The organism is Butyrivibrio sp. AC2005, from assembly GCF_000424145.1.
Classification (GTDB): Bacteria; Bacillota; Clostridia; order Lachnospirales; family Lachnospiraceae; genus Butyrivibrio.
Genome location: NZ_AUJI01000050.1, coordinates 1 through 16126, shown reverse-complemented (window position 1 = coordinate 16126; position 16126 = coordinate 1). Strand labels below are relative to the sequence as shown.

At 40.5% G+C, this 16126-nt stretch carries 20 protein-coding genes and 1 pseudogene; all 21 read left to right on the top strand.

The features are described 5' to 3' along the window. The first annotated feature begins 5 nt into the window (after positions 1–5). Positions 6–1454 carry a rhamnulokinase gene (gene rhaB, locus G602_RS0114375; RefSeq protein ID WP_026519492.1) on the top strand — a complete coding sequence of 483 codons (1449 nt, stop codon included), beginning with the start codon at positions 6–8 and terminating at the stop codon, positions 1452–1454. 80 nt (positions 1455–1534) lie between these two features. Further along, positions 1535–2797, top strand: coding sequence for an L-rhamnose isomerase (locus G602_RS0114370; protein ID WP_024864893.1), 1263 nt, complete (start codon positions 1535–1537; stop codon positions 2795–2797). A gap of 20 nt (positions 2798–2817) precedes the next feature. Continuing rightward, the gene (rhaD, locus tag G602_RS0114365) at positions 2818–3642 is read left to right on the top strand and encodes a rhamnulose-1-phosphate aldolase (protein WP_026519493.1); all 825 of its coding nucleotides are present in this window, start codon (positions 2818–2820) and stop codon (positions 3640–3642) included. A gap of 20 nt (positions 3643–3662) precedes the next feature. Continuing rightward, positions 3663–4133: a methylglyoxal synthase gene (locus G602_RS0114360; protein WP_024864895.1), complete on the top strand. Its 471-nt coding sequence runs from the start codon at positions 3663–3665 to the stop codon at positions 4131–4133. Positions 4134–4318: 185 nt separating this feature from the next. Next, positions 4319–6532, top strand: coding sequence for an EAL domain-containing protein (locus G602_RS0114355; RefSeq protein WP_024864896.1), 2214 nt, complete (start codon positions 4319–4321; stop codon positions 6530–6532). A gap of 127 nt (positions 6533–6659) precedes the next feature. Beyond that, complete coding sequence (locus G602_RS0114350) at positions 6660–7745, top strand: tyrosine-type recombinase/integrase (RefSeq protein WP_024864897.1); 1086 nt, start codon at positions 6660–6662, stop codon at positions 7743–7745. 625 nt (positions 7746–8370) lie between these two features. Then, a complete protein-coding gene (locus G602_RS0114345; RefSeq protein ID WP_026659625.1) occupies positions 8371–9174 on the top strand; it encodes a MerR family transcriptional regulator in 804 nt (267 codons plus the stop codon). Positions 9175–9232: 58 nt separating this feature from the next. Beyond that, positions 9233–9979: an N-acetyltransferase gene (locus G602_RS0114340; protein WP_026659624.1), complete on the top strand. Its 747-nt coding sequence runs from the start codon at positions 9233–9235 to the stop codon at positions 9977–9979. A 68-nt stretch (positions 9980–10047) separates the two neighbouring features. Further along, on the top strand, positions 10048–11088 hold the full coding sequence (locus tag G602_RS0114335) for a phosphotransferase enzyme family protein (protein ID WP_026659623.1): 1041 nt from the start codon (positions 10048–10050) through the stop codon (positions 11086–11088). A gap of 41 nt (positions 11089–11129) precedes the next feature. Further along, positions 11130–11441 (top strand): tetratricopeptide repeat protein, encoded by a 312-nt coding sequence (locus G602_RS0114330; RefSeq protein ID WP_026659622.1) that lies wholly within the window; start codon positions 11130–11132, stop codon positions 11439–11441. A 44-nt stretch (positions 11442–11485) separates the two neighbouring features. Then, entirely contained in the window at positions 11486–12004 is a 519-nt protein-coding gene (locus tag G602_RS26765; protein WP_049945244.1) for a class I SAM-dependent DNA methyltransferase, read from the top strand. A gap of 21 nt (positions 12005–12025) precedes the next feature. Continuing rightward, positions 12026–12223, top strand: coding sequence for a GNAT family N-acetyltransferase (locus tag G602_RS30545; protein WP_049945243.1), 198 nt, complete (start codon positions 12026–12028; stop codon positions 12221–12223). Between the two features lie 14 nt (positions 12224–12237). Beyond that, positions 12238–12753 carry an NUDIX domain-containing protein gene (locus G602_RS0114315; protein WP_026659620.1) on the top strand — a complete coding sequence of 172 codons (516 nt, stop codon included), beginning with the start codon at positions 12238–12240 and terminating at the stop codon, positions 12751–12753. Beyond that, positions 12750–13184, top strand: a complete 435-nt coding sequence (locus G602_RS0114310) for a hypothetical protein (protein ID WP_026659619.1) — start codon at positions 12750–12752, stop codon at positions 13182–13184. The genes G602_RS0114315 and G602_RS0114310 overlap by 4 nt, the downstream gene beginning before the upstream one ends. Then, positions 13171–13641 carry a hypothetical protein gene (locus G602_RS29080; protein WP_049945242.1) on the top strand — a complete coding sequence of 157 codons (471 nt, stop codon included), beginning with the start codon at positions 13171–13173 and terminating at the stop codon, positions 13639–13641. The genes G602_RS0114310 and G602_RS29080 overlap by 14 nt, the downstream gene beginning before the upstream one ends. 4 nt (positions 13642–13645) lie before the next feature. Beyond that, on the top strand, positions 13646–13834 hold the full coding sequence (locus tag G602_RS0114295; protein WP_026659617.1) for a metallophosphoesterase family protein: 189 nt from the start codon (positions 13646–13648) through the stop codon (positions 13832–13834). Positions 13835–13847: 13 nt separating this feature from the next. After that, positions 13848–14303 carry a GNAT family N-acetyltransferase gene (locus G602_RS0114290; protein WP_026659616.1) on the top strand — a complete coding sequence of 152 codons (456 nt, stop codon included), beginning with the start codon at positions 13848–13850 and terminating at the stop codon, positions 14301–14303. After that, positions 14276–14947, top strand: coding sequence for a methyltransferase type 11 (locus G602_RS0114285; RefSeq protein ID WP_242835617.1), 672 nt, complete (start codon positions 14276–14278; stop codon positions 14945–14947). Before G602_RS0114290 ends, G602_RS0114285 begins: the two co-directional genes overlap by 28 nt. Next, positions 14934–15056: pseudogene (locus G602_RS31500) on the top strand (TfoX/Sxy family protein); the annotation flags it as partial. The gene G602_RS0114285 and the pseudogene G602_RS31500, both read left to right, overlap by 14 nt. A gap of 68 nt (positions 15057–15124) precedes the next feature. Then, positions 15125–15442, top strand: a complete 318-nt coding sequence (locus tag G602_RS0114275; protein WP_330369207.1) for a DUF3784 domain-containing protein — start codon at positions 15125–15127, stop codon at positions 15440–15442. A gap of 15 nt (positions 15443–15457) precedes the next feature. Continuing rightward, positions 15458–16012, top strand: a complete 555-nt coding sequence (locus tag G602_RS0114270; protein WP_026659611.1) for a GNAT family N-acetyltransferase — start codon at positions 15458–15460, stop codon at positions 16010–16012. The last annotated feature ends 114 nt before the right edge of the window (positions 16013–16126 follow it).

Genomic DNA, 16126 nt, shown 5'->3' with positions numbered 1-16126 from the left:
TCGATATGAATAAATATTTTCTTGCAATTGATATAGGCGCCTCCAGCGGGAGGCACATGATTGGCTGGTTAGAAGATGGGAAGATGATTCTCAGGGAGATCCACCGGTTTGATAACCATCAGCTTAAGAAAAATGGACATCTTGTGTGGGATTTGGATCATCTATGGAAGGGGATCATCGAAGGTCTTAAGGAATGCAAAAGACAGAATATGATACCCGAGACCGTGGGGATTGATACCTGGGGCGTGGATTATGTACTTCTTGATGAGAAGGGAGAGCTGATCGGCGATGCTGTGGCCTACAGGGACTTAAGGACTGAGGGCATGGACGATTTGATTTCTGCAATCATAAGCGAAAAAGAGCTCTATGAAAAGTGCGGAATACAGAAACAGTCCTTCAATACCATTTATCAACTGATGTCTCAAAAGGAGGATGATCCGGAAGTGCTTGAAAAAGCGGACGCACTTCTTATGATACCGGATTATTTTAACTACAGGCTTACAGGTGTAAGAAAACAGGAATACACCAATGCCACAACCACAGGCCTAGTAAATGCAGGGACAAAGACCTGGGATAAAGAGCTTATTTCTATGCTGGGACTACCTCAGAATCTTTTCGGGGAGCTGTCAATGCCTGGCACTGTCGTTGGCTCTTTTACAAAAGAGATACAGGACGAGGTCGGGTATTGCGCAACAGTCATTCTTCCTGCAACCCATGATACAGGCTCTGCTTTTCTTGCGGTTCCTTCAAGGGATGAGAATTCGATAATTCTATCCAGTGGAACCTGGAGCCTTTTGGGGATTGAGAACGAAGAGCCCATAACCACCGAGGCTGCAAGGCAGGAAAACCTTACCAATGAAGGCGGCGCCTGGTATAGATACAGATTCTTAAAGAACATCATGGGGCTCTGGATCATACAGTCCATAAGACGTGAGCTGAATGGTACAGAGTACGTTGAAGGAAGAAAGAGCGAATATGCTGATGGCAAAAAATACAGCTTTCCGGATCTGATAAGGCTGGCCAGGGGAAGTGAGAAATTTGTGGCTGATATTGATGTAAATGATGAGCTCTTTCTTTCGCCGGTAAGCATGATAAATGCAATTAAAGTGTACTGCAAGGCTAAGAACCAGCCGGTACCGGAGTCGGTTGGGGAGATAATGCAGACTGTCTACAGAGGTCTTTCTGCATGTTATGCAGATACTGTAAAGGAGATTGGTAAGATCACAGGAAAAGAAATCACATATGTGAATATCATAGGTGGAGGCTGTCAGGACACATATCTCAATGAACTTACTGCAAAAGCTACCGGACTTCCCGTATATGCAGGGCCAATTGAAGGTACAGCCATCGGAAATCTTGTGGTACAGATGATAAATGCGGGGTTATTTAAGGATTTGCAGGATGCAAGAAACTGCATTTACGAGAGCTTTGAAATTCAGAAATATGGGGCATGAAAGTCTGGGAATAAAAGCGAAATAAGATAATTAAACGATAAGGACGAGTTAATCCATACAAGATCAGGAGGAAATGAGAAATGAGCTACACAGAAGCAAAAGAAAAATATGCAGCAATTGGAATTGATACAGAAAAAGCAATCGAAAAGCTTAAAGAGGCAGAGATTGCCCTTCATTGCTGGCAGGGAGATGATGTCAGAGGCTTTGATACAGATCCGGATAAGCCTCTGACAGGAGGAATCCAGACCACCGGAAATTATCCCGGAAGAGCAAGAACTCCAGAGGAGCTTATGGCAGATATCGATGAGGTAATAAAGCTGATTCCGGGAAGAGCCAAGATGAACCTTCATGCCTGCTATGCAATTTTTGATGATGAAAACGGAGGCTGGGTAGACAGAGATAAACTTGAGCCCAAACACTTTAAGAAGTGGGTGGATTTCTGCAAGGAGAGGAATCTGGGTTGTGATTTCAATCCTACCTTTTTCTCTCATCCTAAATGTGACCCGCTTACCCTTTCTTCTCCAAACGAGGATACAAGAAAGTTCTGGATCGAGCATGGAAAGGCATGTATAAGAATTTCTCAGTACATCGCAGAAGAACTTGGCGAGACCTGTGTCATGAACATCTGGACAGGAGATGGCTTCAAGGACATTCCTGCAGACCGTAAGGGACCAAGGGACAGATATAAGGATTCTATCGAGCAGATTCTTTCCGAACCCTTTGATTTTAATAAGGTTAAGCCCTGCGTTGAGTCAAAGGTTTTCGGAATTGGAGTAGAGTCCTATACAGTAGGTAGTGCTGAGTTCACACTGTCTTTTGCAGCAACTCATTCTGACAAGTGCATTCCTCTTATGGACAACGGCCACTATCACCCTACAGAGGTTGTAAGTGACAAGATTCCTGCGCTCTTGTCTTTCTATCCAAACATTGCTCTTCACATCACAAGGCCGGTTCGTTGGGATTCAGACCACGTAGTTCTTTTTGATGATGAGACAAAGGAAATTGCAAAAGAGATTGTGCGCTGCGGCGGACTTGATGGCTCAGTATTTATGGCATTAGACTATTTTGATGCATCCATCAACAGGATAGGTGCCTGGGTAACTGGGTTTAGAAATACACAGAAAGCTCTTTTGAATGCTCTTCTTACACCTCATGAGGAGCTAAAAAAGCTGCAGGATGAATCGAACTTTACGAAGCTCATGATCATGCAGGAGGAGCTTAAGACCATGCCTTTCGGAGAGGTGTGGAATGAATACTGTGATAGATGTAAAGTTCCTCAGGATGGAAGTTGGTACCAGGAAATTGAGAGATATGAAATCGACGTTCTTTCGAAGAGGGTCTGATGATAGGAGATAAAAGGACAATGAGAGTTTTAGATGCTGAGTTTACAAAGGGATTTATCAGAATGGCAAATGACGGCTGGGAACAGGGCTGGCATGAGAGAAACGGCGGAAATCTGTCTTACAGAATGAAGCCGGAAGAGGTGGAGCTGGTAAAAGAGGAGTTTAAGGCCGGAGAGTGGAAGGAAATTGGAACATCAGTGCCTGACCTTGCCGGAGAGTTTCTTATGGTAACAGGCTCTGGCAAGTTCTTCAGAAATGTTATAATAAAGCCTGAGGACAGCTTCGGAATTATTGAGCTTGACGAAGAAGGTGAGAACTACCGCGTTATGTGGGGGCTGGTCAATGGCGGGAGACCAACTTCTGAGTTGCCTTCACACCTTATGAACCATGAGGTGAAAAAACGTGTGACAAACGGAAAATACAGAGTAATCTATCATGCACATACCACAAATACCATTGCGTTGACATTTGTGTTGCCACTTACAGATGAAGCTTTTACCAGAGAACTTTGGGAGATGGCGACTGAATGCCCTGTGGTATTCCCTGATGGAATAGGCGTAGTACCTTGGATGGTACCCGGGGGCAGAGAGATTGCTGTGGAAACCAGTAAGCTCATGGAAAAATATGATGTGGCTATCTGGGCTCATCATGGAATGTTTGCTGCCGGAGAAGATTTTGACCTTACCTTTGGACTTATGCATACAGTTGAAAAGTCTGCAGAAATCCTCGTAAAAACGCTATCTATGACTGGCGCTAAGAGACAGACGATAACACCAGACGATTTCAGGCATCTTGCTAAGGATTTTGCAGTTTCACTTCCGGAGAGGTTCCTTTTTGAAAAATAACGCAAAAAAGGAGAGCGGCTATGACAGATACAATTACACTTACTATCGGGAAACAGAAGAATATTGCACTTATCGCCCACGATGGGAAAAAGGCAGAGCTCATACAATGGTGCAAAGATAATGCGGAAACTCTTAAGAACCACTTTTTATGTGGAACAGGTACGACAGCCCGAATGATAACCGATGCAACGAACCTGCCTGTAAGAGGCTATAACTCTGGTCCTTTGGGTGGAGATCAGCAGATTGGTGCGAAGATAGTAGAGGGCAAGATAGATTTTGTCATTTTCTTCTCTGATCCGCTTACTGCTGCACCTCATGATCCTGACGTAAAGGCGCTAATGAGAATTGCGCAGGTTTATGATATCCCTTTTGCCAACAACAAAGCCACAGCGGATTTCCTCATTCACTCAACTTTCATGGATGAAGAGTACAATCACGATGTCATCAACTTTAAGCAGAATATAGCCAATAGAGCGGAAACGTTGTCATAATATGTTCTAATGGTGCTCCGTGAATCCCTGGTTCAAGTCCCGTATGCGCATAAGTTAGCAATGCCGGAATACTAGAAGTCGCCTTTATCGATTTGTTATTTATTATTTATCGTATTTTAACATAATAATGTTAGAATTAAGTGTGAGTATCTAAAGCAAAGAACAAACAATAAGGCGAGTGTATCATGAAATCAAAAAGGATCCATACTACTATCAGCATAGCCCTCCTTTTCCTGGTAATCTATCAGGGAGTCTTTTTGACGCCTGTTTATGCCTCGTCTGATTCTCCTGCTACAGAATTTACAGTCGGTGTGCCTGTAGACAGATGTCCTATGTTTTACATTGATAAAGACAACGGCAAGATTGCAGGAATCGGCGTTGATCTTATGGAATCCGCTGCCAAAGAAGCTGGTTTCAATGTCGCATTCAAAGCTATAAGTGAATCAAATCTTAAGGAAGCCCTTGATAGTACTGAGTACGATCTTGTTATGCCCTTTGGAAGTGCTGTTTCAAGTGCATCTGGTCAAGCGACCATCGTATCGGACAATCTCATCCAGACCCCATTTACCCTTGTGACTACAGATAAGCACTCTATTTCTGACATAAATACCATCAGAGTAGGCATGCTAAAATCACAGGGCGGAGTAGCAGAAACTGTAAAGCAGTTATACCCTGGAATAACGATAAACCTTTACAATTCCATGGCTGATTGCATTAAAGCGCTTAGAAATGAAGAGGTAGATGCACTTTTACATAACTCATATGCGTGGAGCTATGTGCTTCAAAAGCCATCCTATAATGATTTTAAAGTACAGCCTTCTGCCATGTTTTCAATGGATTTTCGTGCCGGAACTCTTGAAACCCCAGAGGGAAAAAAACGAATTGAACTTCTGAACGAAGGAATTGCAGCTATTCCTGAAACCAAAAAACAGGCTATAGCCCTTGATTACACTACCAGAGATCTTTATGTATATACTTTTGAAGACTATCTCTACCAATATAAGTACTTCCTTATTATTGGGACTATCCTTTTTGCTGCTCTTGTTATAATGCTTGTCCTAAGACAGAAAGCATATTTTGAAGAGCAGAAGGAAAAGATGCGGATAATGGAGGATATCGATCCTCTCACTGGTGTGCTCAGCCACAATGGATTCCGTAAAAAAGTTGAGGAACTACTCACTAACAACCCTGATACACCGTATACGATATCCTATAACAACATAAAAGACTTTAAGTTCATCAACGACAGCTTTGGCTGGAAGGCCGGAGATGAGCTGTTAAAATTTTGGACTGAGAGAAGCCTTGAAGTACTTACCGATAAAGAAGCTATAGGAAGGTATGATGGAGATCATTTTGTTATCCTTCGATGTATTGGCGGCAATGAACAGATTCTTCAGGATGAAAAATATATTTTGACTCCTGTTCGCAATTATTTTAGCGATCGTGGAAAAGACTTTGTTGTAAGGCTCTGTTCTGGTATTTATGTTCTTATGCCTGATGACTATAAAGACATAAACGTGGATAAGATGCTTGATTATGCCCGCATTGCAGAAAGAAAAGTCAGAGAATCCAAGAAAGAAGGATTTGAGTTTTATAACCCAAAGCAGTGGGACATGGGAAGGAAAAGTGCCGGTATCGCAAGTCGCCTTCCTGCAGCTATTGAGTCTGGGGAAATACAAGTATGGTATCAGCCACAGGTCAACTATAAGACTGGGATGATAACTGGTGCAGAGGCTCTTTGCCGCTGGAAAAGCAAGAAGGATGGAAACATTTCTCCGGGAGAATTTATTCCGGTTTTGGAAGATGCTGGGCTTATCTATGATCTTGACTGTCACGTTTGGGACACTGTGTGTAAGGATTTGAAGCGATGGAATGATCAGGGCAGACAACTGTGTGTATCAGTAAACCTATCAAGACTTGATATAGTAAAGAACCCTGATGTAGCCGACCACTTTAATACATTAAAAGAGTTCTATAACCTATTGCCTGGTCAACTTCGTATTGAGATAACGGAAAGCGCATATGTCGAAAACTCCGATACCATCATCAAAACAACAACCAAACTTCGTGAAGCAGGCTTTGAAGTTGAAATGGACGACTTTGGAAGTGGTTACTCATCACTGAATATGTTAAAAGAAGTTATCCTTGATCGCATAAAGCTTGATCTTCGATTTATTACCGGTTCAGGTGACCAAAAGATGGGTCGGACAATACTTAGCTACATGGTCCAGATGATCCATGCTATTGGAACTTCTATTATCGCAGAAGGTGTTGAGACACTGGAACAGGCTGATTTCCTCGGAAGTCTTGGATGTGAGGAAATGCAGGGATATTATTTCTACAAGCCTATGCCGGTAGATGAGTTTGAAGAATTAACGGCATATCCAACAAAGAAATAAAGCCAATAAAGAACGATGTCAGACAGGGGGTTCACTTCCCGCTGGAACGCGCTGCTAACGCAAATATCATTGCACAAAATTCCTCTTTTGTGTTACGATTATTTTAGAAAAGCGGAGGAGTTAAGTCATGGGTGAAAATTCAGAATATTACAATTCATTGAGGCAGAAACGCCGTAAAGATACTGAAAGCATTAAAAACATTCTTCCTCAGCATACACATGGATTTGTTGAGGAATGTCTTCTCAAATATCAGGAAAGCACCGCTTTAAATTATGCGCAGGATATTCTATTTTTCTACGGATTTCTCAAGGAAAAGAATCCCCTGTGCAAGAATCTTGAAATCAAAGATATCCCCTTTGAAGTTGTCGAAAATCTTGGTCCTCAGGACATCAATGAATTCCAAAATTATGTTGCATCAGGCCACAAACCGGATAAAAAAGGCAATGTAAAGCCTGCTAAAGAACGTGCAATTGCAAGAAAAATGGCGGCTGTGCGGAATTACTATAAATATCTGATCAAATATGACTATCTTAAGATTGATCCCACAGTGAAAGCTGCTGTAAAGAAGAAAGAAAAGGTAAAGAAAGATATCCGAAGGCTGTATCCTGACCAGGTTCAGCTTCTAATGGATTCTGTCGCAGCTGTGAATTCTGCTAGTTACCATTCCAAAGTTATGTCTGAACCTACTGCAAAAAGAGATCTGGCAATTGTAACTCTTCTGTTAAATACTGGAATCCGCGTCTCGGAATGTGCAGGGCTTGATCTTTCAGATATAAATTTTGATGAAAATACAATTACTATCGTCAGAAAAGGCGGCGATGAAGATCATCTCTACATAAACGAGATTATCCGGAATACGCTAAGGGATTATATCAATCATGAACGCCCTACCCTACTCAATGATTCTGAAGAACCTGCTCTCTTCATATCTCTTCAGCATAAGCGTTTATCGATAAGAAGCATCCAATATATGATTTCAAAATATGGAAAAAACACAGGACTTACTCAAAAACTCACCCCTCATAAGCTCCGTAGAACGTATGGTACAGCGCTTTATAACAGAACAAGTGATATTTATATGGTTGCTGATGTTCTGGGACATAAAGACGTAAATACGACTGTTAAACACTATGCTGCTATAGAAGAAGAACATAAAAGACAGGCATCCCAGGTAGACGTTTATGGAACTGATGATAACCAGGATAATGATTAAATTGCACACACTACAGTGCCCGGTTTTTTACAATTTTAGCTTTAATCCATGCGGCTTTTTACAGATTTATCTTTAAAAGTACGGCTTTTTACATTTTCAAGCTTTATTTTTTAAAGTTAAAAAGTGTAAAAAGCCGTATTTTTGACTTTTTACACTCCTATCTTTAAACATATTACAAGTTTAGCTTAAACCGACAGCAAAATACGCACGCCAACAAAAAAGGCTCCCATTAAATTATAGCACATCTTTTAGTAAAATTCGCATTTAATAGAAAGATTTGGTTGCTTCCCAAGGATTAAAATTTGTCACGATAACTATCTGTGCAGATAGTTGAAATTATATGGCGGGATTTTACATATATCTACAAAATTTATAGACAGGAATATTGTTGTCCGGCACATTAAATGAGTCCTCAATCTTCACTTTAAATGAGGCTGCATAGGGTGTCAGACAAAGGGTACAGTTTCCGAAGGATATATGGTAGTATAAATTACATTTTTAATTATTGTGAACTTTCAGTTTTACATTTTATGAAAATTTAAAAAAGTATATTGACTCTCACATTATGTGAGGGATTATCGTTGTAGTGAGCTCAAGAGAAAAACATCCATGGAGGTAGGAACAAATGCTTAAAATAGGCGAATTTTCAAAACTATCCAGAGTAAGCATCAGGATGTTACGCCACTATGATGATATCGGACTTTTGAAACCGGCTGAAATCGATGATTTTACCGGGTACCGCTATTATCGCGAGGAACAGCTTTTTGTCATCGGAAGGATCACATCACTCAAGGATATGGGCTTTGCCCTTGCAGATATTATCAAGATCCTTGACAGCTATGATGATAAAGAAAAGATGGATGCCTTTCTGTCAGAGAGGCAGATGGAACTATCAAAGCTTTCCAAAGAAACGGAGTACAAACTGATGCTTCTGGAAACAGCCAGAAAGAGGCTGAGGAAGGAGCAAAATATGAGTTTTGATGTAACTATAAAAACAATACCGGAGAGATATGCTGCCACGGTTCAGATGGTGGTTCCTCACTATGAGGATGAAGGAATGCTTTGGAATACGATGATGAGCGAGTGCAAGAATCTTGTGCCGGCAGACCCGTGTCTTGCGGCGGCTGAGTTTCTTGACCCCGAGTACAAGGAAGAAAATGTTGAGATCATTGCGTGGATGACCGTGAGTGGTTCTTATAACGATACGGAACATGTGAAGTTTAAAACTCTTCCTGAAGTAAAAGTTGCAAGTTGTATTATTAAAGGCAGCTACGATCAGATGGGTGAGGCATATGCAACTGTGGCGTCATGGATCAAAGCTAATGGATATAAAATGAATGGACCTATGTTTAATATCTATCATGTGAGTCCTGCACAGACACAGAATCCTGATGAGTATGTAACGGAAGCTTGTTTCCCTATTGAGTAAATACTATCTATGCCAAGGAGCTTAAGTGTTCCTTGGCATATTATTGAAAGGAGCGGTCATGGAATATGTTCATGTAACAAAAGATAACCTCGAAGAGGAGCATATTTGCTGCGCGATATCAAATAATAAGGATGTTCAGGTTTCTTCTAAGAAGGCATGGCTTTCGGAGAGGTTTGATGAAGGACTTGTTTTCCTAAAGAGCGTAGAGCGCGGAAAGTGCTTTATCGAATATATCCCGGCGGAAAACGCATGGATTCCGATAGAGGCATATGGATATATGTACATTGACTGTCTCTGGGTGTCCGGGGCTTTCAAAGGACATGGATATTCTACTGATCTACTTACTGCCTGCATCGAGGATAGTAAGGAAAAGGGGAAAAAAGGGATTTGTATTCTTTGCGCTTCAAAGAAGAAACCGTTTCTGGCTGATCCGAAGTTTCTGAAGTACAAAGGATTTGTCGTGAGCGATGAAGCTGATAATGGTATTCAGCTTTGGTATATGCCGTTCGATAAAAATGCAAAAGCTCCGGTGTTTAAGGAATGTGCAAAACATCCGCATATAGAAGAGAAGGGATATGTTCTGTACTATACGAATCAGTGCCCGTTCAATGCAAAATATGTCCCGGTTTTGGAGCAGACGGCAAAAGAAAATGGTATTGCATTCAAGGCAATACATCTTGAAAGCAAAGAAGAAGCACAGAATGCACCGACACCGATTACGAATTATGCGTTATTCCATGATGGGGAGTATGTTACAAACGAGCAAATGAACGATAAGAAATTCTTAAAACTTACAGGAATGTGATAGTCGTTTATATCGGAAGTTGATTTCCAGGATAATCGACCAAGAAGAAAAGGATAAAAAATAATCATATGATGAAAAAAGATTTTTTAGTCAAAGCGGCGCAGCTTTACGGATTCGATACTGCCTCTGCCAAGGAAGTCTCCGGGCATGAAGGCGGAAGGAATCTGGTATTTATGATTGGGACTGATTCGGTACTCAGAGTGTCTTCTCTTTCAGATAGAAGCATTAAAGATTATGAGGCGGAAATCGAGTATGTACATTATCTTTCTGCAGGCGGAGCCAGTGTGGCAGATTCCATTCCCTCAGTGAAAGGTAATCGTATTGAAATTATCGATGAGAAGGCAGTGACCATGTTCGAGACTGCAAAAGGTGATCAGATAGCCGATCATGGTTACCGGTATATTGAAGGAGTTTCGATAGACGAGTACTTCTTTCTTACCGGCAAGGTTTTAGGGAAAATACATGCACTTTCAAAGAACTACAGACCGATTCATAAGCGTTTTGATTTCTTCGAGAAGTACAATGAAGACTATTTCGAGAGCCTTATTCCGGATGATTTCTTTTGTTTACATATGAAGATGGGGCATCGGGTTAAAGACAGACTGCATGAAATTCTGGAGGAACTGCGTAAACTTCCGCAGAACTCCGAAAACTACGGAATGGTTCACTTTGACTATAGCGATGGAAACTATAACATTGAGTATGATACAGGGAAAATCAATGTATTTGATTTTGATAATTGTCGTACTTGCTGGTATTTATATGATATTGCCAATTTATGGTCCCATGGTCTTGGGTGGATTGCCTGGAATGAAGACGCAGATGAAAGACGGGCATATATGGAAAAATATATGCAGATGGTCATTAATGGATACCGGACTGAGTGCACCATAACCGATGAAGAACTTGAGCATCTGGAAATGATGGTCAATGCAGTATTGATGGAAAATATCATTGATGTCTTTGAGGTAAAGAAGGCTTCCGGTGAAGAATTAGTTTTCGATGAGGAAGAAAGCTACAATGTGAAGTGCCTTGTGGAGGGGCTTAGTTGGTTTGGCTTCTACAGTGATATTTTTGACAACGAATCACCTTTTGAGGTAGAGATATAAAATTCCAGCATAATTGACGAAGCATTGGAAAGGGGAAGTAATTGAAAGATATTCCAGAAATACTTGTAAAAGCGCAGGAAATGCAGAAGATTGGTGATTACAGGTTATCCATGAAACTGTATAGGGATTTCTTCGAGAATAATTCTTGCCATCCATTGAGATTTAAAGCACTGTTTGAGGTTGCAGATAATTATTATCACTCTGGGGATTATGATAGCGCCCAGATAGGGTACAATAATTTTTTGGATTATTGTAAAGGGCAATCGCCTTCTTCTGATGAAATTGGCTGGGTTAAGGAGTATTCTAAGCTTGCACGTAGCAGGCTAAAGCAGATAAATGAAAAAAGACATTAAGAATGTGGATTTGAATGAATTGATTGAGGAATAATAACGTAAACATGGCTAGTTTGTACGATAGTGCTGATATCTATGATCTTATAGAGAATCAGGAAAGATATGATGCATATAAAGAGCACTGGAAGAGTGTTTTGGAGAACAAAAACATTAAGTCTATGCTTGATGTGAGTATTGGTACTGGTAGTGTAACTCTTCCCATAACTGAACTGGGGGTTAGTCTGAGCGGTTCTGATCTTAGCGAGACTATGCTGGATAGATGCAGGAAAAAAGCATCTGACAGAGACATGTCCGTAGAACTTAAGAACAGTGATTTTAGAGATCTTAAGTGCTGGCATGGAAATAAATATGATATGGTTGCCAGTACCGGTAACTCATTGGCCTACGTCAGCAATGAAGATGTCTTAAAGACGCTTGAACAGATGGATGCATTGGTATCTGACAAAGGCTATCTGTATTTTGACCTTCGAAATTGGGATAAGATTCTGAAGGAACGTAATCGCTTTTTACTTTATAATCCATTCTTTGTTGATGATACCAGAGTAAACCTTGTGCAGGTGTGAGATTATAACGATGATGAGACGATGACCTTTAGGCTCGGATCAGAGCTTGTTAGGAAAGTTGAGGAGGAGTATTCAGGAAAGGGATATGAGAAGATCACCCTAACGACCTTTGGATTCCAGGCACCTGAGTTTTATAAGAAGCTTGGCTACTCATTGGAATTTGTGAGAGAAGACAAGGATCCTAAACTGAGCAAGTATTTCTATTCAAAGGCAATCTGAGTAATGGAGCAATTATGAAACAGTTATTTGAAATTGATCTTAAGGATTATAAAGAAACAGATGCAGTTTTTCGAAGACCTTCAGCCAGGGCCATCATTATAAAAGATGATAAGATAGCCCTCGTTTACAGCAAGAAAGAGAAGTATTACAAGTTCCCAGGCGGAGGAATTCATGATGATGAAGATAAGAAAGAAGCTCTCATCAGAGAGGTTCGGGAAGAAGTGGGTCTTGTAGTAATTCCTGAATCTATCAGGGAATATGGAAGTGTATTGCGAAGACAGAAGAGCACTGTAAAGGATGGCGAAATCTTTGAACAGGAGAATTATTACTACTTCTGTGATGTTGAGGATAGAGTTGTCGAACAGGATTTGGATGCTTATGAGGACGAAGCGGGATTTGTGCTGAAAATAGTGGATATCGATGAGGCTATTACGACAAATGCAGCATATTCTAGTGCTGATTATTTCAATGAAATTATGATCAAAAGAGATAGAAGAATGCTTGAAATGATAAAGCAGGAGTTAGGATGAACATCAGAAGAATGACAGAATCGGATTTTTTTGAAGTGAAAGAATATTTATATCATGGGTCTCCAAATAAATATGATAAGCTGATACCTAATCAGGCTCATGATGTTGGATTTAAGGAAGGCTGCCAGTTAGCTGTATATGCTACTTCCAATAAGAATATGGCTATTTGTTTTGCACTCGGATGTGTTTCGGACGGAGAGGATGCAGAACGTATCATGATGCCAGAATATGGGGATAAAATGATTTTTAAACACTGTCATCCTAATTATGGTGGAAAAGGATATTTATACTGTCTTGATAAGGGAAAGTTTAAGTCGGCAATGGGATCACAGTGGGTGTGCTATGAAGAAATAGTACCAGATAATGTTATTGAAATTTATGTGGATGATTATCTGGATTTGTGTGTGGTGGAAGAAAATGAAGAATTATAACAAGTTGATCAACTTAATAATGGTATTTGGATCCGGAGTCTTTGCAGAAAGTCTTTTTGCTGCGTACAGGGATTTCATAAATCATCCCGAGGTGTATGAAATAAATTCAGCGCCCTGGTATTACTATTCTGCAGTTCCAAATTCAGTAGCTTATGTGGCCTTTATTATCTTGTGCCTTCTCATAAAGCTCGCCATCCATAAGCGTGTAGGAAGAATTATCCTTGGGATTATAGCAGTAATTGCAGGAGTACTTTGGGTAACAATCACCCTTTACACAAGTACCCCACATTCCTATACGATCATAGGTGGTGCTGATGGCCCGACTTCAATATTCCTAGCTGGAAAATATGGCGCAGGAACCATTATTACAGCTGTTGTAGGTGGACTTGTTTTAGCAGTGGCAGGGATTTTACTAATAGTGAAAAAAGGAAACAAGAGCGATAGTAAGGTGGATTAAAAGCATGCTTATAGGAATCCTTTCAGATACACATGGACTATTAAGGCAGGAAGTGATTGATGCTTTTAAAGGTGTCGACCATATCATTCATGCCGGAGACATAGATAATAAATCAGTAATTAATCGCCTTGAGGAGATTGCTACGGTTACAGTTGTGAGAGGGAATGCGGATAAAGAGTGTTTGAGATGGTAAGACAGGAGCAGTAATGGAAATAAGAGTTGCTGATAAAAAAGATATAGATCTCATGATGAGCAGCAGACTGGAGATGCTAAAAGAAGTAAATTCTCTTGAAGCAGATTATCAGTATTCTGAGGACTTTGTAGAAGAGAGCAGGAGATATTTCCTTGAAGGAGATCAGACCACTGTTCTTACATTGGAGGGAGAAAGAGTCATCGGCTGCGCGACGATATGCTATTTTACTATCATGCCGACATTCTCACATCCAACAGGGAAACGTGCTCATCTTATGAATGTATATACTGCCAAGGAGTATCGAGGACAGGGCATTGGAAAGAAAATGGTCGACCTGCTCATCGAAGATGCATGGAATAAAGGAGCAACAGAGATCAGCCTTGATGCAACAGAGGCGGGGAGACCCCTTTATAAAAAATGTGGCTTTGAAGACTCGGAAGAATGCATGGTTTTGGTAAAAGAGAAATGAACAATCCCTGGGAAGAGATAAAACTTGATGATTATGAAAAGCATATGAGCCTGGACTCTGTAAAGCAGCTGCAGACCATGAACAAAATGATGAAAGAGCAGTTTGATGCTTATCAAGTAAACACGGCAATGATTTTTGGTATAGCCGGTGGCAATGGATTAGAACATGTCAGCAAAGATAAATATCAGATTGTTTATGGCGTGGATATAAACAAAGATTACCTTGAGGCTGTTTCCAGACGATACGCAGATTTAGCAGGCATATTACAGTGTCTTCAGGTTGATTTAATAACAGAAGCATCAAAACTGCCTCATTCACAGCTTTTAATTGCAAATTTGTTGATTGAATATATTGGCTATAAGGCATTTGTAGCGGCTGTATATCGGGTTGATCCTGATTACGTGTCTTGTGTAATTCAGATTAATGCAGGTGAAAAGAACTGGGTTTCAGATTCGCCATACATCCATGTATTTGACAGGCTTGATGAGGTGCATAGCCAGATGGAACAGGACGAGCTTGTTTCTGTAATGGAAGGCGCAGGCTATCAGAAGATACTGGAGGAGGCAGAGTCTCTTCCTAACGGAAAAGCTTTATTAAGAATTGATTTCAAAAAAGGAAAAGAACGAACCTATGGCATCAACTAAAGAGTACCTGGATTTTATATTAGAACAGCTTTCGGGGCTTGATGAAATAACATATAAGACAATGATGGGCGAGTACATCATCTATTATCGTGGCAAGATTGTTGGAGGCAATGTACGATGAGCTTCCTGTTCCGAAGAAAAAGAAATGATGATGACCTTAACTTGGGAGGAAACGATATGGGTATTTTTTTCGCTATAGATGTGATGATGGCGCTGTTGTTTCTGGCTATTGGTATCTTTTTTTATAGATCCAATGGGAAAGCCGCGAACTACCTTACAGGGTATAACATGAAGACAAAAGAAGAACGAGAAAAGCATGATGAGACTGAAATGTGCAAAGAATATGGTAAAAGAATGATGTTCATGTCAGTCCCTTTTATCATAGGAGGTGCAGTTGATTATAAATACGCTGGAACAGGGACTGCAATTGCTTGGGGAATATGGATTGTAATGTTCATCCTGCTACTTGCCCATAGAAATAAGCGTGAAGCATAGATTAAGGAAAAGAAAATGAGAATAGAGACTGAGAGATTGATTCTTCGTCCATTTCAGGAGGGGGATGCAGAGGATGTATTTGAATATCTGAATGAACCGGCAGTTAACTGCTTTGCCGGCATGAAGCTGCATTCCCTTGAAGAAGCAAGAGAAGAGGTTATAAAAAGATCTTATGAGACTGAGTACTATTTTGCAATAGTTCTGAAAGAATCCGGGAAAGTTATAGGTGAAATTGATGCTTATCCTGAGCCTGCTGACGAACATGGTGCAGATTCTGAGATGGATACCTTCAGTCCGTGCTGGATGTTGAACAAGACATATCATGGAAAAGGGTATGCTTATGAGGCAGCTTATGCTTTCTTTGACTATCTTTTTAAGGATAAAGGAGCAAGGCGTGTTTATGCCTATACCGAGGATTATAACAAGTCGAGTCAGCATCTTTGCGAGAAGCTTGGGATGAGGCAGGAAGGTCTTTTCAAGGAGTTCATCAGTTTTGTTAAGAACCCGGATGGAACTCCGCATTATGAGGATACCTATCAGTATGCGATTTTGAGAAAAGAGTGGAAGTAAGCTGAGAATCAATAACTTCCAGTTAAAACTGACTAAGACAAACTAAAGATTTAGGGGCTGAACTAAGTGATAACTATTAAAGAATCAACATATGATGATATCAAGAATATACAA